Annotated in this window: 22 protein-coding genes; 7 read left to right on the plus strand and 15 right to left on the minus strand. The window is 41.3% G+C overall.

Going from position 1 to position 19,635, the window contains the following annotated elements:
- The first annotated feature begins 84 nt into the window (after positions 1–84).
- From HFU86_RS01805 to hemN, 6 genes are all read left to right on the plus strand, one after another.
- Positions 85–924, plus strand: coding sequence for an ABC transporter substrate-binding protein (locus tag HFU86_RS01805; protein ID WP_036948477.1), 840 nt, complete (start codon positions 85–87; stop codon positions 922–924).
- A gap of 74 nt (positions 925–998) precedes the next feature.
- Positions 999–1,751: an amino acid ABC transporter permease gene (locus tag HFU86_RS01810; protein ID WP_187128611.1), complete on the plus strand. Its 753-nt coding sequence runs from the start codon at positions 999–1,001 to the stop codon at positions 1,749–1,751.
- Position 1,752: 1 nt separating this feature from the next.
- Positions 1,753–2,505, plus strand: coding sequence for an amino acid ABC transporter permease (locus tag HFU86_RS01815; protein WP_187128612.1), 753 nt, complete (start codon positions 1,753–1,755; stop codon positions 2,503–2,505).
- A 238-nt stretch (positions 2,506–2,743) separates the two neighbouring features.
- Entirely contained in the window at positions 2,744–4,078 is a 1,335-nt protein-coding gene (locus HFU86_RS01820; RefSeq protein WP_108478703.1) for an NCS2 family permease, read from the plus strand.
- A 465-nt stretch (positions 4,079–4,543) separates the two neighbouring features.
- The gene (gene yihI / locus HFU86_RS01825) at positions 4,544–5,062 is read left to right on the plus strand and encodes a Der GTPase-activating protein YihI (RefSeq protein ID WP_132496891.1); all 519 of its coding nucleotides are present in this window, start codon (positions 4,544–4,546) and stop codon (positions 5,060–5,062) included.
- Positions 5,063–5,277: 215 nt separating this feature from the next.
- On the plus strand, positions 5,278–6,651 hold the full coding sequence (hemN, locus tag HFU86_RS01830) for an oxygen-independent coproporphyrinogen III oxidase (RefSeq protein ID WP_187128613.1): 1,374 nt from the start codon (positions 5,278–5,280) through the stop codon (positions 6,649–6,651).
- Positions 6,652–6,868: 217 nt separating this feature from the next.
- Here hemN and ampC read toward each other — a convergent pair whose 3' ends face one another.
- A complete protein-coding gene (gene ampC / locus HFU86_RS01835; RefSeq protein ID WP_132496893.1) occupies positions 6,869–8,011 on the minus strand; it encodes a class C beta-lactamase in 1,143 nt (380 codons plus the stop codon).
- A 154-nt stretch (positions 8,012–8,165) separates the two neighbouring features.
- On the opposite strand from ampC, the gene HFU86_RS01840 reads away from it, so the two are divergent.
- The gene (locus tag HFU86_RS01840; protein WP_187128614.1) at positions 8,166–9,056 is read left to right on the plus strand and encodes a LysR family transcriptional regulator; all 891 of its coding nucleotides are present in this window, start codon (positions 8,166–8,168) and stop codon (positions 9,054–9,056) included.
- Positions 9,057–9,139: 83 nt separating this feature from the next.
- Here HFU86_RS01840 and HFU86_RS01845 read toward each other — a convergent pair whose 3' ends face one another.
- The 14 genes from HFU86_RS01845 to HFU86_RS01910 form a co-directional block, all read right to left on the minus strand.
- On the minus strand, positions 9,140–9,427 hold the full coding sequence (locus HFU86_RS01845; RefSeq protein WP_132496895.1) for a helix-turn-helix domain-containing protein: 288 nt from the start codon (positions 9,425–9,427) through the stop codon (positions 9,140–9,142).
- A 72-nt stretch (positions 9,428–9,499) separates the two neighbouring features.
- Positions 9,500–9,727 (minus strand): helix-turn-helix domain-containing protein, encoded by a 228-nt coding sequence (locus HFU86_RS01850; RefSeq protein WP_036948503.1) that lies wholly within the window; start codon positions 9,725–9,727, stop codon positions 9,500–9,502.
- A 185-nt stretch (positions 9,728–9,912) separates the two neighbouring features.
- A complete protein-coding gene (locus HFU86_RS01855) occupies positions 9,913–10,173 on the minus strand; it encodes a helix-turn-helix domain-containing protein (protein WP_132496964.1) in 261 nt (86 codons plus the stop codon).
- An 82-nt stretch (positions 10,174–10,255) separates the two neighbouring features.
- Positions 10,256–11,245, minus strand: a complete 990-nt coding sequence (locus tag HFU86_RS01860; protein ID WP_132496897.1) for a fimbrial protein — start codon at positions 11,243–11,245, stop codon at positions 10,256–10,258.
- Positions 11,246–11,327: 82 nt separating this feature from the next.
- Entirely contained in the window at positions 11,328–11,822 is a 495-nt protein-coding gene (locus HFU86_RS01865) for a fimbrial protein (RefSeq protein ID WP_187128615.1), read from the minus strand.
- Between the two features lie 10 nt (positions 11,823–11,832).
- On the minus strand, positions 11,833–12,339 hold the full coding sequence (locus HFU86_RS01870; protein WP_132496899.1) for a fimbrial protein: 507 nt from the start codon (positions 12,337–12,339) through the stop codon (positions 11,833–11,835).
- Positions 12,340–12,348: 9 nt separating this feature from the next.
- Positions 12,349–13,326: a fimbrial protein gene (locus HFU86_RS01875; RefSeq protein WP_187128616.1), complete on the minus strand. Its 978-nt coding sequence runs from the start codon at positions 13,324–13,326 to the stop codon at positions 12,349–12,351.
- 12 nt (positions 13,327–13,338) lie between these two features.
- Positions 13,339–15,831: a fimbria/pilus outer membrane usher protein gene (locus HFU86_RS01880; protein WP_187128617.1), complete on the minus strand. Its 2,493-nt coding sequence runs from the start codon at positions 15,829–15,831 to the stop codon at positions 13,339–13,341.
- Positions 15,832–15,855: 24 nt separating this feature from the next.
- Positions 15,856–16,527, minus strand: coding sequence for a fimbrial biogenesis chaperone (locus HFU86_RS01885; RefSeq protein ID WP_187128618.1), 672 nt, complete (start codon positions 16,525–16,527; stop codon positions 15,856–15,858).
- Between the two features lie 59 nt (positions 16,528–16,586).
- Entirely contained in the window at positions 16,587–17,117 is a 531-nt protein-coding gene (locus HFU86_RS01890; protein ID WP_132496903.1) for a fimbrial protein, read from the minus strand.
- Between the two features lie 593 nt (positions 17,118–17,710).
- On the minus strand, positions 17,711–17,968 hold the full coding sequence (locus HFU86_RS01895; RefSeq protein WP_243699015.1) for a helix-turn-helix domain-containing protein: 258 nt from the start codon (positions 17,966–17,968) through the stop codon (positions 17,711–17,713).
- Between the two features lie 94 nt (positions 17,969–18,062).
- On the minus strand, positions 18,063–18,335 hold the full coding sequence (locus HFU86_RS01900) for a helix-turn-helix domain-containing protein (RefSeq protein ID WP_036948525.1): 273 nt from the start codon (positions 18,333–18,335) through the stop codon (positions 18,063–18,065).
- A 272-nt stretch (positions 18,336–18,607) separates the two neighbouring features.
- Complete coding sequence (locus HFU86_RS01905; protein ID WP_187128619.1) at positions 18,608–19,102, minus strand: fimbrial protein; 495 nt, start codon at positions 19,100–19,102, stop codon at positions 18,608–18,610.
- A gap of 9 nt (positions 19,103–19,111) precedes the next feature.
- Positions 19,112–19,627 (minus strand): fimbrial protein, encoded by a 516-nt coding sequence (locus HFU86_RS01910; RefSeq protein WP_187128620.1) that lies wholly within the window; start codon positions 19,625–19,627, stop codon positions 19,112–19,114.
- Between the last annotated feature and the right edge of the window lie 8 nt (positions 19,628–19,635).

Genomic DNA, 19,635 nt, shown 5'->3' on the forward strand with positions numbered 1-19,635 from the left:
TTATTTAATATTATTTCAAGTGCTAAGAAATAGTTGATAGCTTGTGATGGTCGATTTACACAAATTTACCGTTAGGGGTATTCAATGAAAGCTCGTTTTCTTACTTCCGCACTTTTAGTTGCAGGTCTGGCGCTGACAGCGAATGTCGCTAGCGCAGATAAATTAGATGATATTAAACAAGCGGGAGTGATCCGCATTTCTGTTTTTGACAGTAATCCCCCATTCGGATTTATTGATCCTAAAACCAAGAAACTCGCTGGCTATGATATCGATATCGCCCAAGCGATTGCTGATGATCTTGGCGTGAAATTAGAGCTGCGTCCAACCAACCCAGCTAACCGTATTCCACTGCTAACATCCGGCAAAGTTGACCTGATTGGTGCCAACTTCACAATTACAGACGAACGTGCAAAACAGGTGGATTTCTCCATTCCTGACTTTGCAACAGGGCAAAAATTTATCGCGCGTAAAGGCGTACTGAAAACCCCTGAAGATATCGCTCCACTGCGTATTGGTGCAGACAAAGGAACTGTTCAGGAAGTGACTCTGCGCGAACGTTTCCCGAATACCAAAGTCATCTCTTACGACGATACCCCGCAAGCTTTCGCAGCGCTACGTAACGGTAACGTACAAGCGATCACCCAAGATGATGCGAAGCTGGTGGGCTTGCTCGGTAACTTGCCAGAAAAAGTGAAAGCAGACTTTGAAATTTCACCATTTAGCTTAACCAAAGAGTACCAAGCGCTAGGCGCTAGCAAAGGGGAAACACGTTTAATTGAAAACGTGAATGCCACTTTGCTGAAACTGGAGAAAGAAGGCAAAGCGAACGAGATTTATAACCGTTGGTTTGGTCCAGACACCAAAGCAGCACAACCACGTGGTGAATTCAAATTTGCCCCATTGAGCGAACAGCCTAAATCTTAAGTTAGTCATGCAGTTTAGTGAGAGTAAACGCCCCTGCCATGTTGCAGGGGTTGTCAGTTATAGCGAGGCGAAACATGTTCGACAAATTTTTCAGCGGTGACTTCTGGTCTGCGCATCTACTAGCACCACAATACCTTGAGTGGTTTGGCTATGGCTTTTTGCTCACAGTCTGGATCTCGATTTGTACGATCATCGCAGCCACGTTATTAGGTTTTATTGCCGCCTCGGCAAGAGATAGCCAAATCGTGCCGCTACGCTGGTTTGTGACCGTTTATATTTCGATTTTCCGTAATACGCCACTACTGGTGCAACTGTTTTTCTGGTATTTCGCCTCGGGAGAAATTCTCCCTGAATCAGCGATGGAATGGCTGAATACTCCCCATGAAATTGAAATTTTAGGGATAACATTGGGTTGGCCATCCTTTGAATTTTTAGCCGGATTTGTCGGCTTAACGCTATACACCGTGCCTTTCATTGCGGAAGAAGTGCGCTCTGGTATCCGAGGAGTGCGTCAAGGACAGAAACAAGCAGCTCTCGCTTTAGGGCTGACATCATGGCAGTCCATGCGTTTAGTGATTTTACCGCAAGCTGTAAAAATCGCGTTACCGCCGCTGTTAGGGCAATACATGAACGTCGTCAAAAACTCGTCATTAACGATGGCGATCGGGGTGGCTGAGCTTTCTTATGTATCACGCCAAGTAGATAGCCAATCATTACAAACATTTGCTGCATTTGGTTTAGCTACAGTACTGTACATTGCAATCATCGCCTTTATGGAAGGCTGGGGTCAGTGGCGACAACAGCGTCAATTGGCTCAGGGGGTATAAGATGGACTTTTCAGTCATTACGGATAACTGGCAATACTTGCTATTTGGGGCTTATCCTGATGGTCCCTTGGAGGGGGCAGCCCTAACGCTAATTATGAGCATATTGGCCGGCGCTGCGTCTATTGTCCTCGGCACATTGGGTGGTATTGCGCTGGCGATGCTACGTGGCTTCTGGATGAATTTATTTGCCGCCGTTTTAGGTTTTTTCCGCGCCATTCCCGTCATCATGTTGATTTTCTGGACTTACTTTCTACTGCCTATTGTCTTCGGAACGGAAATTCCGGGCGTGACGGCGGTGGTGTGCGCATTAGCACTGATCACCTCTGCCTATTTAGCACACGGCGTGAAAGCGGGAATTTTAGCTATCGGGCAAGGGCAATGGAACGCCGGGCTTTCTCTTGGGTTTAATCGCTGGCAAGTGCTGTGGAATGTGGTGTTACCTCAGGCATTACGAATGATGGTGCCTTCCTTTATTAACCAATGGGTTGCGTTAATTAAAGATACTTCTCTGGCATATATTGTGGGGGTAGCAGAACTGTCATTCCTAGCAACACAGGTGAATAACCGTGAAATGATCTATCCGCTGGAAGTGTTCCTGTTTGTGGCATTTATCTACTTTGTGATGTGCCTGTCAGTAGAAATTATTGCCAATCAAGTGGCGAAAAAACTCAGTGATAAAAGTGCAGTGCGCAGCCGTTCAGCAAAACGTGGTTGGCTGTTTTGGCGACGCCAAAAGCTTATAGCGCTTTCTTGAGTTACGCCAAATAGCGCAAAAGCGCCTTAATCTCTCAATGGCGGTATGACAACCGCCATATCTCCCTCGATATTCATTTACAGTATCAGTCAGTTAGGAAATGCGACTTATTTAAAATGACGCAATCGTTTTCTTTTGCATCGTTTAGTTGTACCATGAGCCGAAAAAAACTTTTTTTCGTGCCCACCACGCATCCATTGGCAATCTAGGGCATGACATTTCGACAAGGCGCATTTTAATGACTAATCAATCATCTGGCTCCTCGCAATCGCAGGGTCTGTTTCAGCGTGTGTTTAAATTACAAGAACACGGCACCACCGCAAGAACAGAAGTTGTTGCAGGGTTCACTACCTTCCTGACGATGGTCTATATCGTTTTCGTTAACCCACAAATTTTGTCCGTCGCTGGCATGGATATCAAAGCGGTATTCGTGACCACCTGCTTAATCGCAGCCATCGGCAGTATTTTAATGGGCTTACTGGCTAACTTACCTATCGCTGTTGCACCTGCAATGGGGCTAAACGCCTTCTTTGCCTTTGTGGTCGTTGGGGCGATGGGCTATTCATGGCAAGTCGCTATGGGGGCGGTATTCTGGGGCGCAGTTGGCTTATTTATTCTGACATTATTCCGTATTCGTTACTGGATCATCGCCAATATTCCCCTGAGTTTACGCGTGGGGATCACCAGCGGTATTGGTCTGTTTATCGCCATGATGGGACTGAAGAACTCAGGTATTATCGTCGCAAACCCAGATACCTTAGTGTCGATTGGTAACTTAACTCACCATAATGTGTGGTTAGGGGCATTAGGCTTTTTCATTATCGCCATTTTAGCCGCCCGTAATATTCATGCGGCAGTATTGGTATCTATCGCCGTGACGACGCTGATTGGTTTAGCGCTGGGGGATGTGAAATATACGGGCATTTTCTCAATGCCACCAAGCATTACCAGTGTTGTTGGACAAGTGGATTTTGCAGGCTCACTGGATCTGGCACTTTCTGGGGTTATCTTTGCCTTTATGTTGGTAAACCTGTTTGACTCCTCCGGCACCATGATTGGGGTAACAGATAAAGCCGGTATTACCAACGAGCGCGGGACTTTCCCTCGCATGAAACAAGCGCTGTATGTGGATAGCTTAAGTTCTGTGGCAGGCTCTGCAATGGGAACTTCATCTGTAACGGCGTACATCGAAAGCTCTTCAGGGGTATCAGTGGGCGGTCGCACAGGTTTAACCGCGATTGTCGTCGGTGTGTTATTCCTGTTGACGATGTTTATCTCTCCGCTGGCAGGCATGGTTCCTGCTTATGCAACCGCAGGCGCGCTGATTTATGTTGGTGTTCTGATGACTTCAAGCTTAACGCGCGTGAAATGGGATGACTTAACGGAATCCGTTCCTGCGTTTATTACTGCGGTCATGATGCCATTTAGCTTCTCGATTACAGAAGGTATTGCGTTAGGGTTTATTGCGTACTGTGCGATGAAGATTGGTACAGGGCGCTGGCGTGATCTGGGTCTGTGTGTGATTTTAGTAGCGGCGATGTTTCTACTAAAAATGGTTCTCGTCGACGCCTAATATGCTCGTCATATTTTGCGCTGTAGCGTGAATGCTCGTCATACTTTGCACTGTAGCGGCGTTGGCTTCGGTTGCTAACCCTAGTCACATACTTATGTATGCTCCTAGGGATTAGCAACTCTTGCCGCCTTGCTACAGCACAAACTATTTAGAGCATTGCTCAAGGTGACTCTCTATTTTTTGCCCTCTGGCGATACAGCTATTGAGAGCATTGGAATGCTTAGGCAACTTGAATTATTTAGAATATTGCTCAGGATATCTTTCTATTTTCTGGCGTACAGCTAGTTAGGCTCTCCCTTTTTGTTGCTTGCATGCAACTCAAATTATTTAAGGTATAATCATTAAAGTACTGTTGCGAATGCAAAGTGAGATAAAATTCACCTAAATTGCAAAGTAGTGCTTTCGCTGCTTAAGGGATCCTGCTAGATTCCGCCGCAGAAACTGATTTTATCAAGGTAGCAAACCATGAATTCACCGAAAAAACCGACCGCAAAACTGAAGAAAAAATACCGTAAGACGAAAGAAGAGCTCAACGCAGAAGGTCGTGAGCGTAAACGCGAGAAAAAACATCGCGGGCATAAGTCTGGTAGCCGTAACCAAGACGGTGCTTCGAATGGTCAAAAAAATGGGCAAAATGTTCAGGCTGACCCACGTATTGGCAGTAAAAAACCAATTCCACTGGTGGTTGAAAGTAACCAGCCAGTTGCGCGTCCTGTCGTGAAAGAGAAGCCAGTTGTTAAAGAAAAACTGACGCCAGAAAAAGAACTGGAAATGCTGGAAAGCAACGATCGCTTAGATGAGATTCTGGCACGTCTGGAAGATGGCGAAACCATCACTGCGCAAGAGCAGCAATATGTTGATACCTGCTTAGATCGCATCGATGAACTGATGAATATCCTCGGTATCGAATATGCGGACGAAGACGGTGATGAAGAGGAAGAAGAGAAATTTGATGACATTATGCGCATCTTAAAAAGTAAATAATTTCCTCTCTATTCGTTCCTCCCGTGGTAAACGGGAGGAATTCTGCTTAATTTCTCGCCTATCTTCCTTTTCTTTGATGTTGCATCAAATCTGTTTTTCCTAACATCGCTATAATCTTTGCGGTATAGACTCTTTACATAAATAGCTAAAAAATAATCTAAAGAGATATAATTAACAGTGATGCTTTCGAGCTTGTGGTCAATTAAGGAATATCAATGTCAGAGCAAAATATCGTTTGGGATCTCTCTCTCATCCAGAAATATAATTATTCAGGCCCGCGTTATACCTCTTATCCAACAGCCTTAGAGTTCAATCAAGACTACAACGAACAGGCTTTTGTTGAGGCAACCCAGCGTTATCCTGATCGCCCTTTGTCTCTGTATGTGCATATCCCGTTTTGCCACAAACTGTGCTATTTCTGCGGCTGTAATAAGCTAGTTACTCGCCAAAAACATAAAGCGGATGAGTATTTACAAGTCATTGAAAAAGAAATTATCCAGCGTGCCGCGTTACTTAAAAATCGTACAGTGACTCAAATGCACTGGGGCGGCGGTACACCAACGTATTTAGACAAGGTGCAAGTGAGCCATTTAGTTGGCTTGCTGAAAAAACATTTTCATTTTGCGCCTGATGCCGAGATGTCCATCGAAGTGGATCCCCGCGAAATCGAACTCGACATGATTGACCATCTGCGCAGTGAAGGCTTTAACCGCCTAAGCATGGGTGTTCAAGATTTTAATAAAGAAGTGCAAGTTCTGGTTAACCGCGAGCAAGATGAAGAGTTTATTTTTGCGCTGATTAAACGTGCCAAAGAGACTGGCTTCACTTCAACCAGTATCGACCTAATTTATGGTTTACCAAAACAAACCCCAGAAAGCTTCGCATTTACATTGAAAAAAGTGGCGGAGCTCGCTCCCGATCGTTTAAGCGTTTTCAACTATGCACATTTGCCGAATTTATTTGCAGCGCAGCGTAAAATTAAAGATGAAGACCTGCCAACGGCGGAGCAAAAACTGGATATTCTGCAAGATACTATCGCAACGCTGACATCCGACGGTTATCAATTTATCGGGATGGATCACTTTGCGCGCCCAGAAGATGAACTGGCGGTCGCACAGCGAGAAGGAATTTTACATCGTAATTTCCAAGGGTATACCACCCAAGGAGATTGTGATTTATTAGGATTAGGAGTATCAGCGATCAGCATGCTCGGCGATAACTACGCCCAAAATCAGAAAGATTTAAAAACTTACTACGCGCAAGTGGAAGAAAAGGGGCATGCCCTATGGCGTGGATTAGTGCTAACTGACGACGACTGCCTGCGCCGTGACGTGATCAAAACATTGATTTGCAATTTCCAACTGAGTTTTGCGCAAATAGAAGCGCTCTACCCAATTGACTTCAAAACCTATTTTAAAGAAGACCTAGAACTGCTCAAACCAATGGCAGAAGATGGGCTGGTGGAAGTCAGTGAAACGGCGATTAAAGTCACGCCACGCGGGCGTTTGCTGATTCGTAATGTGTGTATGTGTTTTGATGTTTACTTACGAAGTCAAATGAGATTACACCAATTTTCTCGCGTCATCTAAATGTTCGTCATATTTCGCACAATAGCTGCGTTGGCTTTATTCGGCTACTCGGGTCACATACTTTTGTATGCTCCCCGAGATATCCGAATTTTGCCGCCTTGCTCTAGCGCGAACTATTTAGAACATTGGATGTTTATTAGATAGTTATTTAAAACATTCCAGATTCCAGATTCCAGATTCCAGATTCCAGATTCCATACTCTGCATATTTCACAGGGTTAGTGTTTCACTTTTTCGATCAGCTGGTAAGCGGTGTTGATGCGCTCAGGAATTGGGTACCATTGGTTGGAAAGCAGCACCACGGCGATTTTTTCCTCAGGAATAAATACCGCGTAGGTGGCGAATCCGCCGGTAGAGCCAGTTTTGTTATACAGTGAGCGAGATTCTGGTGGCATCGGTGGCTGAATGGCGTCCACTTTTTGCGGTTTCAGTGCCATATCATCACGGTTACCTTGTTGTAACTGGGCGAGTGAAACCGGCCACGGGTAACTTTCCCACATCAAATCTTGCACAAAAGAATCCGTCATATACACGCCAGCGTGCGTATCTTCCACTGCCTCTTGCCACGGTTTTGCCACGTCGGCCACTTGCATATTAATATCTAAAAAATGGATCAAATCCTTCGCATTAGACTTCAAACCATACGCCTCATTATCTAAAATTTGCGGCGTCACACGCACCGGCTGATGCTGCTTGTTATACCCTTGAGCATAATTTTTTTGCTGATTTTGCGGTACCTGTAAATAAGTATGCTTCATGCCCAAAGCCGGTAACATCATCTTTTCCATTGCATCAGGGAATGACTGATTAAGTTGCTTAGCAGTCACCATGCCTAATAAACCCACACCAAGATTGGAGTATGAACGGTATTCACCAATAGGTTTTACAGGGGACCATTGCTGATAATAATGGATTAGCTCCGCACGGTTAGTCACTGCGTCCGGTACAAATAGCGATAAGCCAGAAGTGTGAGTAGCTAGGTTCATCACAGTCACTTTATCAAATGCGCTATTTTTTAATTCGGGTAAATAATGGCTGACAGTTTGCGCAAAATCTAACTTACCTTGTCCTTGAGCATAGGCGGCAAGCGTGGCGGTAAAGGTCTTTGATAATGAACCGATTTCGTACAGCGTATTGTTGCTCACAGGCACCTGAGTCTGTTTAGACTGCACGCCATAGTGATAGATAAAATGCTCACCATCCACGGAAATCGCAACGGACATCCCTGGAATTTGCTGCTGTTTCATCAACGGTTTAATAATGCTGTCCACATCGGATTGCGTTAATGCCACGCTAGATAGTGAGGTAAATGCCAAACTTAGGGCGACAAGCAGCCGTCCGCGACGAAAAAGATTTTTCATACAGATATCCATTTAAATAAAAGTTTTAGTTATGATGAGTGACAAACAAGAGGCGGTCACATACCAAAGGAAGAGTGATTCTGGTGTCGGAGTATGCGGCTTTTTTGGCATTAGTTAAAACGATATAAAATTCGATGAGGCAAAAGAAAATCTTATGGCTGAAAATGCTCGTTACCGTTTACCCCTTAATGCACTCAGAGCCTTTGAGGCATCCGCGCGTCACCTCAGCTTTACTCGAGCAGGTATGGAGTTAAATGTCACTCAGGCAGCGGTAAGTCAGCAAGTTCGTGCGCTGGAAGAACAGTTAGGCTTGGAGCTATTTATTCGCTTGCCAAGAGGGCTGGCGCTGACCGATGAGGGGCTGGCATTATTGCCTGTCGTTAGCCGATCTTTCGACCAAATCGAATCATTATTACAGCAATTCGAAGATGGTCATTATCATGAAGTCCTGAATGTCTCTGTGGTAGGCACCTTTGCGGCGGGCTGGTTATTACCGCGTTTATCGCATTTTTCTGATCTTTACCCTTATATTGATTTGCGCATTATGACCCACAATAACGTGGTGAATTTAGCTGGAGAAGGGGCTGATTTTGCGATTCGTTTTGGGGAAGGGCTTTGGCCATTAGTGGAAAATACGCCGCTGTTTTCTGCGCCGCATACGGTGCTTTGTGCCGAAAAGGTCGCTCATAAACTTAAGCATCCCATTGATTTACAAAATTTTCCGTTGATGCGATCTTATCGTAAAGATGAATGGGAAAAATGGTTTTTAGCGGCGAATGTGGAACCGTGGCGTGTGAAAGGACCTGTTTTTGATTCTTCCCGTTTAATGGTGGAATCGGCTTTACTGATGGACGGTGTTGCCATCGCACCAAGCTGTATGTTTGAGCGGGAGCTAAGTGCAGGGAATTTGGTTCAGCCATTTGATATTTCCGTGACTCTCGGGGGTTACTGGCTGAGTCGATTAAAATCCAAACCGATGACACCAGCTATGACGATTTTCCAGCAATGGTTACTTGAAGAATCCAAAAAGAAGGATCATGTATAGGGTGATAAATCGGTGCTTAAATTGTAAAGCACCGACCGTGAAATTAGCTAGGGTGTGGCGGGTATGAATTCAGAAACGTTCATTCAGAAAACGACCGACTCGGCAGCGTAGTAACTTTTTTTATGGTCTTGCTCCTCGCGGCTGCCAGTTATTTCATTAAACTCCGCAAAGAAATAGGCAGGGTCGACCGAGAAAATAAGAGAGAAATGATAGAGCGTGTCCACATGAATATTCACATCGCCATTTTCGTAGCGAGATAAATGTTGCTGACTGATCCCCATTTGTTCGCTCAGTTGTTTTCCACTGATTCCATGGCTATCTCTTAGCGCTCTTATTTTTAGACCGACAGATTTTGATACGATTTTCTCCATATCGTTAACTCCTAGGTATATTTATTATGAGAGTTAATTAGATTTTTATATAAATAGAATATATCTAAATACTTATTTTTCATTGATATCTAAAAGGTCTTTTATACCAATTTCAAAATAATCCGCATATTGCCATAATCTATCTAAATTAATTCTATTAACTCCTCTTTCATAACGTGACTGTTGCTGCTCGCTAACACCAATGGTATCCGCAAGCTCCCGTAATGTGATTCCATTCATTTTGCGATAATAAATAATTTTACTACCGACCATTTTAGATATGAGATAATCTTTAGACATATTGAGCCTCTCTGTGAATAAGTGAATACATAGAAATAAATCAATCTTAATTAGATGATTTATTAAGCTTAATAAGCTCAATATGATTATTAACCTAGCATTAATTCTCAGGTTAAACTATAGATCTAGGTCAATAAATGAAAATTTCTCTTGTTGTCTTTTATTTGATAATTATCGATATTAGATTATCTATTAAAATGTATTTTTATATTTTTAGTTTCATGTTCACTCAGGTTAAAAAAATCTAATAAATCAATATTGAATATTTCCGCATACTGACTAAGTCTATCCAAATTAATACGATTAATACCTCGTTCATAGCGAGATTGTTGCTGTTCGCTAACATTAATCATTTTGGCAATATCGTAAAGAGATAAGCCATTCATTTTTCGATAATAGGTTATTTTATTGCCAATAATTCGGGAAACAGGGTAATATTCAGGCATCATCAACTCCTCTTTAATCATCTAATTCGATTATTATTCAATAAAATTTCTAATTAACGAAAATAGATAATCTATTTCTTACCTACTCATAGCGAATATTAACAGTTGCATTAGCATTTGCGGTTCCTGGTGTTACTATTGCTGCGGTTTTGATATAGCGTGCTTTCCAACCAAAAATATAGTCATTTGCAGGAACGGAATTTTGTTGTACTAATTTAGTATTTAACTGAATTGGGGTCCCAGCGTTATTCAGTAATTGCACAGCAATGCCTGTGGCTTTATTTGCTCCACTTAACCCAAGCCGCCCATTTGCTGCATTATCAACAGTATCTGAAGTTACTGTGTATTTTATATTGGTACCTGTTTGGCAACTTAATGTTATCGGAATATTAACCGTTCCTTGGAAATCACCAATATTTTTAAATTGGGTGTCATACCAGTCACCTAAATTAATATCATAGGTATTTTTACTGTTTTTTAGTGAACAACTAACGACGTTGATTCGATAGTTTGTTGGAAGACTTAATCTATTTCCTATAAATCGGGTTCCTGTTGTCGAATTACCTTGGGTTATATAGGCGATTTCTCCACTTCTTAATGTTCCTGAGGATGTAATAGTACCTGTTTTTACAATTTGAATATTCCAACCAGAGGGTGGCATAGTCCAACTAGAGCCACTTCCTGCATTTGCTGATGTTATAGGAATATAGCTACCTGAACCAAAAGTATTGTAATTGATTCTAATACCTATACCAGCGATACCGGTTGCTGCTATTTTACTGGCGTTAGCTGCCCATCCATTAACATAATAAAGATCTTGATATCCACCGCATGCAATTTTACCAGTTGCAACATCTGCAAAATTATAATTACTCGAAAATGCTTGCACATATTGTGTATCAAGAACGGTTCCGATTGCTGAGATATTATCGTACTGCACAGTAATTGTTTTTCCTGAAGCTGTACTTCTTAAGTTATTTTGCGGATTTTGAGCACATTCAGCCAAAGAGTAATGGGAATATAAAAATAAAGTCCCAATAACTAATATGGTGCGATAAATACGATTTTTCATTTTGTATACCTTATTAAAGATTTATCACAAGAGTGCTGTTAAATATTATTAAGCTATTACAGTACGTTTTTAAGATTATGTTTTACTGATATGTCAGCGAAAACTCTAAATGGCTTTTAAAATCCCCAGGGGTAAACATGGGTTGAAGGCTAATCATTCTTGCGGATAGCGGAATTTCGGCACTTTTGGTGGTGCTATTGATAGCCATATCTACTGTACTACCATTTTTAATGGTGGCTTTATTACTTTTTTGTGCCAGATGCAGCAAGCTGTTTGTAGAGCTACCTGTATTCACAAAATAGTTATTATCGGTGGCATCAGCTGTGCCATTGACACTGAATTTGGCACTTTTTGTTGAAATAGGGCAATCGATTAATTTGATAGAAAAATCCACCCACGGGCTTTGTGCAGGGTTGCGATAATTCCAACGGTTTATCTTACCTAATTCCACGTTATAACTGGTATTTTCAACTTTGCAGGGCATAACCACGACATTACCATGCACATAGATATTGACGTTTTCTGCCATCACCGGCAGGGCGCACAATCCAAGTAAACTGAATAATATTCTTTTCATGATCAGCCTCTTATAAATAGGTAATAGTGGCGGTAATATTGGCGGATAAACTGCCTGCGGTACCATTGCCGAGTGAGGAAAATGCCCGTGTGCGTAGGGGAATACTGACCAAAGGCTGCCCGTTGGTGGGAACCGTTAATATCTTGGTATTGCCTAGCGGTGTAGCCCCATCGCCACTTTGTAGTTGAATGGCAATATTGGTAGCGGTGCCGCTATTTTTATACAGGCTGGCGATATCGGCACTATCTGCGGTTCCTGTGAACGTTAATTTCACGCTATTAATAAATGAGGAGCAATCTTTTAATTCAATAGTAAAAGGTTTCCAATCTGAGGCTTTCGTTCCACTATAAAAAGTATCTAAAGGAATGGTGGTCAGATCCACATCCACATTATTACCGGTAGATAAATTGCACGTTGCAGCTTTTATATTTCCGGTAAATTTCAAATAGACAGTATCCGCCGCATCAGCCGTTATCGAAATATTTAAGAATAGTAGGGTGAGCAGTAATTTTTTCATTTTAAACCTCTATTCATAGCGAATATTGACAGTGGCATTAGCATTTGCCGTACCTGGTGTAATTGTGGCGGCCGTTTTAATATAACGGGCTTTCCAGCCGAAGATATAATCGCCTTGGGCAACGTTATCTTGTTGAGTCAATTTTTGATTTAATACAATAGGCGTTCCGGCATTATTTAATAATTGCACTGCAATACCTGACGCTTTATCTGCACCGGTTAAACCTAGCCGACCATTTGCAGCATTATCAATTGTATCTGACGTTACCGTGACTTTAATATTGGTACCAGAGAGACAACTTAATGCAATTGGAATAGCAACTGTACCTTGCGTATCATTAATATTTTTAAATTGAGTGTCATACCAGTCGCCCATATTAATATCGTAAGTATTTTTATTATTTTTTAATGAACAGCTAAGAACATTAATTTTTATTGCATTAGCTGGCATATTAAATGTTGATAAAATCCATGTTGTGTTATGTGGTGAAGGGTTTCCTTGATATAAACGAGCAATAGCTCCTGATTTTAATGAACCATTAGTATTAACTAATCCAGTTTTCTTGATGATGATTGTCCAACTAGGATTGAATATTTGCCAGCCCATACCTCCATTTTGTACAGTCCCATAAAACATATTAAAATCACCTAACCCTGAACTCCTTACTAATACACCAATGCCTGAAACATTAGTATTAGCTACTTTAGCGGAGTTAGGTGTCCAACCATTAATGTAGTTACCATATAGTGATGCAGCTCCACATACTCCATTTCCACCAGAATATGTGGTTAGGTTCTGGGAGCCAAATGGTACTGTTAATGTGACCAGATCTTTTATGGTTGTATCATCATATTGTATGTTGAGGGTTCTTGATGGAACATTCACTTGAATATTATTAAAGCTTGGGTTTTGAATACAAGCCGCACTCACATACCCGGAATATAAACATCCCATTGTGAATACGGATTTAATGATCAATTGTCTCATCTTGCTTCCCCCTTATTGGCAAACCGCAGTGGTTTTATATAAGCCAATATAATTCGGTAACCCTGCTAAGTTATAAGAAACTTGGCACTGCTGTTTATCGTTATATTGAATGGTAAATGAACCGCTTTCTGGCATTCCCGACAAATAAATTTCCCCGTCATTACCTACCATCGCATTGAGTTGATTATTATCTGGGAAAATCGCCTGCGCCCCGAATGGCACTGGTTTACCATCTTTAAAATTCAAAATCATGATGGCGCGATAGCCCACATTGGCATTAAAGCTGGCTTTAGCAATGGCTCCACGGCTTGGCTCCACGTTTTGGGTGGTTAACTCCATTTCGGTATCACTTGGTAATTTGCTGGTATCAATTTGAATCCCATTACTGCGATACGCGGTGACATACGGCACTAAGGCATAGCCTTGCCCGTTAGTTTGAATACCGGTTTGGTTCAGAATCGGGACATTAGGTGCATCGGGAATTTCCACCAACGCTGCCGTTTCACCCAGTTGCTGACCGAGAACTACCCCTCCGGAATGAGCGACCACACTGCCGCTGGCACCGTAATACAGGTTGTAATTGTTGGTGCTGTATCCCGTCCCCCCAGTGATTTCCCCATACTGCCCGCGGTAGCTGGCATTTAAGTTACCGGAAGCCCCTGAATCACGGGTTGGGAAGTTTTGCTGAGCACTCCAATTTAAGCGATTGTTCAGCTGGGTTGCTGAAATCCCCATGCTCCCTGACGAGCCATTGGCGCTGCTACTGGTACTGTTAAAGTTGTAATAGAAGGTGTCTTCAAACACGCTAAACGGCACGCTCACTGTAAAAGCAAATTGGTGATCATCATCTTTCGTGCGTCCACCACTATTCATGTTCGGGTTAGTATTTTTGTTATAGCTGTAATTCAATCCGTAACTGATATTATTCCAGCTATTGTTATAGCCAATAGTAGTGGATTGGGTTTTACGATCACTGTTCCAGTAATCTTCGCTAACAAAACCGACAGACAGTGAACCCCAGTTACCCCCTAAGCTTTGGCTAAGGGTGATTTCCCCGCGGTTACGGCGGCGTTCATACAGTGAGCTAAATCCACTTTTACGATAGCCATCAAACACTTCCGCCAAACTGTAGAAGCCTTGCGTAGAGTAGCGATACCCTGCGAGGGCAATGTTGGTACCAATATCATTCAGGTTTTTGTTATAGCGAAAACGGTAAGATTGCCCGCTTTCCGTGGTGCCATTATTTAAAGTGGAGTTGGCGTGGGTGACATCCACAGATAATGCCCCAAAGCGCCCTAAGTTTTGCCCCGCACCCACAGAATAGGCTTGGTATTTATCACTCAGTTGGCTACCCCCAAAGGCGGTGAGCCCCCACGGTAAGCCGTAGATCAATGTGAACTGGGCGAACGGTTTTTTATCTACGCTGCTGTCATAGCTGCGATATTGCCCACCCGTCACGCTATAGGAAACATAGCCTTCACGTTGTAAAACTGGCAAAGAGGCATACGGGATAATTTGATATTGCTCGCTACCATTGGCCTCTTTGATGGTGACGTGCAGATCTCCGCTACCGCCAGTGGGGTAGAGGTCGTTAATTTCAAACGGACCTGCTGCCACATCGGTTTGGTAAATGGTGTAACCGTTTTGGCGAATGGTGATCTGCGCATTACTGCGCGCAATACCGCGTACCACGGGTGCATACCCACGTAAGCTCTCTGGGTTCATATCATCATCGGTCGCCAACTGCGCCCCACGAAACGGCACGCTGTCAAAAATATCCGATGGTGATGTGCTATCCCCGAGAATCAGCTGGCTTTTTATCGCATTGATATTCCGGCTTAAATAGGTATATACCGTGTCCCATTTATTGCGCTGCCCGTCACTACTTTGCCATGTGGTGTAGTTACGCAGGCGCCAAGGGCCGATATTGAGCCCTGGACGCAAGTTCACATAGTTGGAATTGCTGCTGTTTTTATCGTTTTTGCGATCGGTATTGCGTGAGCCGTTATAACTGTAATTGAGTAACAGGGCGTTGATCCCATCATCAATCGCCGCCAGATCCACATAGCCGCGCGGGTTCATATTCAACGCAATCTGCGGAATACTTAAATAGAGGCGTTGAGAGCCAAATTCAAACTCACTTTTGGCATCAGGGATCGCGGATAGATTCACGCACGAATTCCCTGCGGTTTGTAGATTAGGATAATCTGCAACTTTCACGCCCACATCTTTTAAATCGTTGAGCGTCAGGCATGGCTCCAGCTCTTTCTTGGCATTATTGGAAAAACTGACACTCTTTGAACCTATCAGGCTCTTATTAATATAGATATCCACATAATATTGACCTGGTAATTGTTCATTACGTTCGAATTGCCCTAAGTCCACCGATTCTTTATTTGGTAGCTCAAGAAATTCAGGATCAAAATAGGTGTCTGGCTCTGCTGAGGACGTCGCAATATAGCCTAAGGCGATAAATAGGCTAAGGCATATTTTATTTATTTTCATAGATAAACCTAATTGCCATTAAGGCTATATTTTTATTTCCGCCGGATTATTGGCTGAGCCATAATCGTTGATCACTTCCCATTTAATGGTGCCGTGCAGTTCAGGGCTAATTAGTGAGAAAGACTTACTGGAAAATGGTGCCACGTAAGAGACATCATTCACTTTTTTTCCATTAAAACTGATACTTTGGAAATTCATATAATAGGGGGTTGGGTTTTTGACGGTGATCGATTGACCGTCTTTTAACCAGGTTAATTTCTTCTGCTCTTCCACAAAATCGACTTTACTAATGGCACTCGGGCGATAAATTAATTTCATCTGAGTTTTAAACGCGATTTTTAATGAGTTTTCTGTTTTCTTTTCAGTGGCTGGAATAGTTTTAATATTTAGCCAGAATAACGATTCTCTATCATTGGGTAGTGTATTTTGGGTTAAGAAAATACGTAATGTGTTGGTTTTTTCTTGGTTTAAACGAAAAAGTGGTGGCGTAATGGTAAAGTCCGTTTGCTTGCCTTCATTGGCATTTTCAATCCATGATTGAATTAAATAGGGCACTTTATCCGGATTTTCGACGCTAATACTGACATCCTTATTCCCTTCTGGATAAATTACGCGGGTTCCCCCAATAATCACACCGGCATAGGCCGACTGACTGAGCGCAAATAACATGATACAGACAGAGATAATTGTTTTCATATTGCCACCACTGGGTAGAAATAATTAAGGTTTATGTCCGTATAAACCTTAATTAATCATTAGTTATAGTTAATTGTGAAGGTTGCTGTTGAATTTGCTAAACCGACGGTCACTGTGTCAGACATCGCAATATAACGCGCTGTAAAATCTAAGTTGTTCACAACGGTTTCTTGTAATGTGTATGGGCTAGAAGCGGTATACAGTGGGACAGTTAAGCCTTTAACGTCTTGAATTTGGATACCAACACCGGTTGCAACACCAGAGGTATTTGGATTAGTTAATTGAAGTACGCTGTTGTTGCCTTCATAGGAAACACCATCAAATTTTACTGTTGCGGTGGTCACTGCCGCAGGGCAGTTTTCCAATTGGATAGTAAATTTAGTGGCAGCGGCCGTGCTACCTGTGCTTGGCAATGCCGTTCTAGAAACTTTCCCTAAATTTACTTGGATAGCATCTGAGCCCGCTGCAAGTTGGCATGCGTTATCCGTAATTTCACCCGTGAAATTAATATCACCATCTTTGGCAAAGCCATTGGCAGAAATTAATAAGGTGCTCGTTGCAATTAAAGATGCAATGATGTGTTTTTTCATTTTTTACTCTCCGAAACTTAATTCGATATTCAATTTAATTGGGGGGAATATATAAATTTGCTTATCTACTCAAAGCACGAGTATTTTGTGGCTATTTTTATAAATAAACAAGATGGGGGTATTTTGGATTTTAATAACAATATTTTTAAATTGTTATTATTAATTATTATATAAACACACTATGCGCTAGCGTTTGGTATAATTATTTAAATAAGGTGTTTTTATTAAATTTTATTTATTTAAACCAAATTAAAATAACAACATAAAACTAAAAATACTTATTTGATGATTTTAAACTATAAACTATCTCGCATATGGAGATTATTTAAACGTAAAATTTGAGGGGAGAATACGGTTTTATTATTAGTGACAAATATGTATTATCTAAAAATGAAAAATAAAACTTAACATTCTCAATAAGAATATCGAAATTAGTCTTAGGATGAGTATCTATACCGAAATAGCGTAAATGATTATAAATTTTAGTCTGTCATTAATGGGGGTTATTTTTGCTAATGTTGGTCAGAGAGAAACTTTAAAAGGATACCTGCCAGTATCAATGATAAAAAAGATACCGGTAGGCGGCTTGAGTATTATTTAAACAGTGAAAAATCTTGTTCTGGTGAAATCAAAGATTCAGCCTGATAGCGACGACTGCGATCAGCCTTACAGACATAATTAAAGCCATCTTCTTGTTCAGTGCCGTCACAGATTAATTCTATAATATCGATGTCTAAAATTTCAGCAATTGAATATAAGGTATCAACGTGAATACGCATATCGCCCAGTTCATGGCGGGAATGGTGTTGTTGGCTAATGCCCAGTAATTTGCTTAACTGTTGAATGCTCATATTTCGCTCTTTTCTGAATGAACGAATGCGAGCTCCAACAATTTTGGAGGTGTTCTTTTTCATTATAATGACCAATATTGATTAAGTAAAAATACTATATATTTGGAGATCTTTTAAGACTCTGCTTTATTTTTTCCCTTTCACTTTCATTAAATAAAAAGAAGTCATTAATACTCGTATTGAAATAAATAGCATATTGTTTGAGCCGATCAATCGATATTCGATTATTCCCACGTTCATAACGAAGCTGTTGCTGTTCACTAATTCCAATCGATTGAGCTACAGTGAGTAGGGATAACCCTTTTTCTTTACGTAACTTTCGTATTTTATATCCAATAACAGCGGAGACTGGATAGCTATTTTCCATTAATTCACCTCTTTTTATTATTTGCGATATGTTAAATAAACTAACAGATGGCAAATGAATATTATTACCTCAAAGATATGTTTATCAGGTATTTAACTTGATATCTTGACTTAAATCACATCAATTAAAGTTATCCATTTTATATGGAGGTTAATAATTAAAATTTCAATTAGAGAATGCTATTTTCATCCTATTTATAATGTTTTTCATAATAAGAGCATTATATTAAGATTATCTTTAACGGATAATCATATGAATATCATATTCCTTTATTAAGGATATATAACGGAAAACTCTAAATGGCTTTTAAAATTTCCTGATGTAAACATAGGTTGAAGGCTAACCATTCTTGCCGATAGTGGAATTTCGGCACTTTTAGTGGCGCTATTGATAGCCACATCTACCATACTGCCATTTTTAATGGTCGTTTTATTATTTGCTTGCGCGAGATGCAGCAAGCTGCCTGTGGAACTGCCTGTATTCACAAAATAGTTATTGTCGATGGTATCGGGTGTTCCGTTAATACTGAATTTGGCATTTTTGGTTGTCACAGGGCAATCAACCAATTTAATAGAAAAATCCACCCATGGGCTTTGTGCAGGGTTACGGTAATTCCAACGATTTATCTTACCGAGCTCCACGTTATAACTGGTATTTTCGACTTTGCAGGGCATGGCAATCACATTGCCATGTACCTTAATATTGACGGTTTCTGCCATTGCAGGTAATGCAAATAATCCCAATACACTAAAGAAAAATATTTTCATTATTCGCTCCTATAGATAGGTAATGGTGGCAGTAATATTGGTAGATAAGGTGCCCGCGGTACCATTACCGAGTGAAGAGAATGCCCGTGTACGTAGGGGAACACTCACCAAAGGCTGTCCGTTGGTGGGAACCGTTAAGACTTTAGTATTGCCCAGCGGTGTTGTGCCATCGCCACTTTGTAATTGAATAGCTATATTGGTAGCGGTGCCGCTATTTTTATACAGGCTGTTGATATCCGCGTTATCCCCTGTGCCTGTGAAGGTTAATTTCACACTATTGATATATGCGGAGCAATCTCTTAATTCAATATTAAAAGTTTTCCAAGGTGAGGCGCCTTGTGCAGAAATAAAGGAATCTAAACCTATATTCGTAAGGTCAACATCAATATTATTTCCAGCAGATAAATTACAGGTTGCTGCTTTAATATTTCCGGAAAAATTTAGTTTAACTACGCTTGTGGAATAAGATAATAAAGGTACTCCTGTCAAGCTTAAAAGTAAAAATAGTAAAATGCTTTTTTTCATTATATTAC

Source organism: Providencia sp. JUb39, from assembly GCF_012272845.1.
In the GTDB taxonomy this organism is placed as follows: domain Bacteria; phylum Pseudomonadota; class Gammaproteobacteria; order Enterobacterales; family Enterobacteriaceae; genus Providencia; species Providencia lanzhouensis.

Coding starts and splice junctions, on each gene's coding strand:
- HFU86_RS01805 (WP_036948477.1), top strand. CDS start 85: ATGAAAGCTCGTTTTCTTACTTCCGCACTTTTAGTTGCAGGTCTGGCG.
- HFU86_RS01900 (WP_036948525.1), bottom strand. CDS start 18,335: ATGGAAAATAGCTATCCAGTCTCCGCTGTTATTGGATATAAAATACGA.
- HFU86_RS01875 (WP_187128616.1), bottom strand. CDS start 13,326: ATGAGACAATTGATCATTAAATCCGTATTCACAATGGGATGTTTATAT.
- HFU86_RS01870 (WP_132496899.1), bottom strand. CDS start 12,339: ATGAAAAAATTACTGCTCACCCTACTATTCTTAAATATTTCGATAACG.
- HFU86_RS01840 (WP_187128614.1), top strand. CDS start 8,166: ATGGCTGAAAATGCTCGTTACCGTTTACCCCTTAATGCACTCAGAGCC.
- HFU86_RS01860 (WP_132496897.1), bottom strand. CDS start 11,245: ATGAAAAATCGTATTTATCGCACCATATTAGTTATTGGGACTTTATTT.
- hemN (WP_187128613.1), top strand. CDS start 5,278: ATGTCAGAGCAAAATATCGTTTGGGATCTCTCTCTCATCCAGAAATAT.
- ampC (WP_132496893.1), bottom strand. CDS start 8,011: ATGAAAAATCTTTTTCGTCGCGGACGGCTGCTTGTCGCCCTAAGTTTG.
- yihI (WP_132496891.1), top strand. CDS start 4,544: ATGAATTCACCGAAAAAACCGACCGCAAAACTGAAGAAAAAATACCGT.
- HFU86_RS01815 (WP_187128612.1), top strand. CDS start 1,753: ATGGACTTTTCAGTCATTACGGATAACTGGCAATACTTGCTATTTGGG.
- HFU86_RS01850 (WP_036948503.1), bottom strand. CDS start 9,727: ATGTCTAAAGATTATCTCATATCTAAAATGGTCGGTAGTAAAATTATT.
- HFU86_RS01880 (WP_187128617.1), bottom strand. CDS start 15,831: ATGAAAATAAATAAAATATGCCTTAGCCTATTTATCGCCTTAGGCTAT.
- HFU86_RS01905 (WP_187128619.1), bottom strand. CDS start 19,102: ATGAAAATATTTTTCTTTAGTGTATTGGGATTATTTGCATTACCTGCA.
- HFU86_RS01820 (WP_108478703.1), top strand. CDS start 2,744: ATGACTAATCAATCATCTGGCTCCTCGCAATCGCAGGGTCTGTTTCAG.
- HFU86_RS01845 (WP_132496895.1), bottom strand. CDS start 9,427: ATGGAGAAAATCGTATCAAAATCTGTCGGTCTAAAAATAAGAGCGCTA.
- HFU86_RS01910 (WP_187128620.1), bottom strand. CDS start 19,627: ATGAAAAAAAGCATTTTACTATTTTTACTTTTAAGCTTGACAGGAGTA.
- HFU86_RS01865 (WP_187128615.1), bottom strand. CDS start 11,822: ATGAAAAGAATATTATTCAGTTTACTTGGATTGTGCGCCCTGCCGGTG.
- HFU86_RS01895 (WP_243699015.1), bottom strand. CDS start 17,968: ATGAGCATTCAACAGTTAAGCAAATTACTGGGCATTAGCCAACAACAC.
- HFU86_RS01890 (WP_132496903.1), bottom strand. CDS start 17,117: ATGAAAAAACACATCATTGCATCTTTAATTGCAACGAGCACCTTATTA.
- HFU86_RS01855 (WP_132496964.1), bottom strand. CDS start 10,173: ATGCCTGAATATTACCCTGTTTCCCGAATTATTGGCAATAAAATAACC.
- HFU86_RS01810 (WP_187128611.1), top strand. CDS start 999: ATGTTCGACAAATTTTTCAGCGGTGACTTCTGGTCTGCGCATCTACTA.
- HFU86_RS01885 (WP_187128618.1), bottom strand. CDS start 16,527: ATGAAAACAATTATCTCTGTCTGTATCATGTTATTTGCGCTCAGTCAG.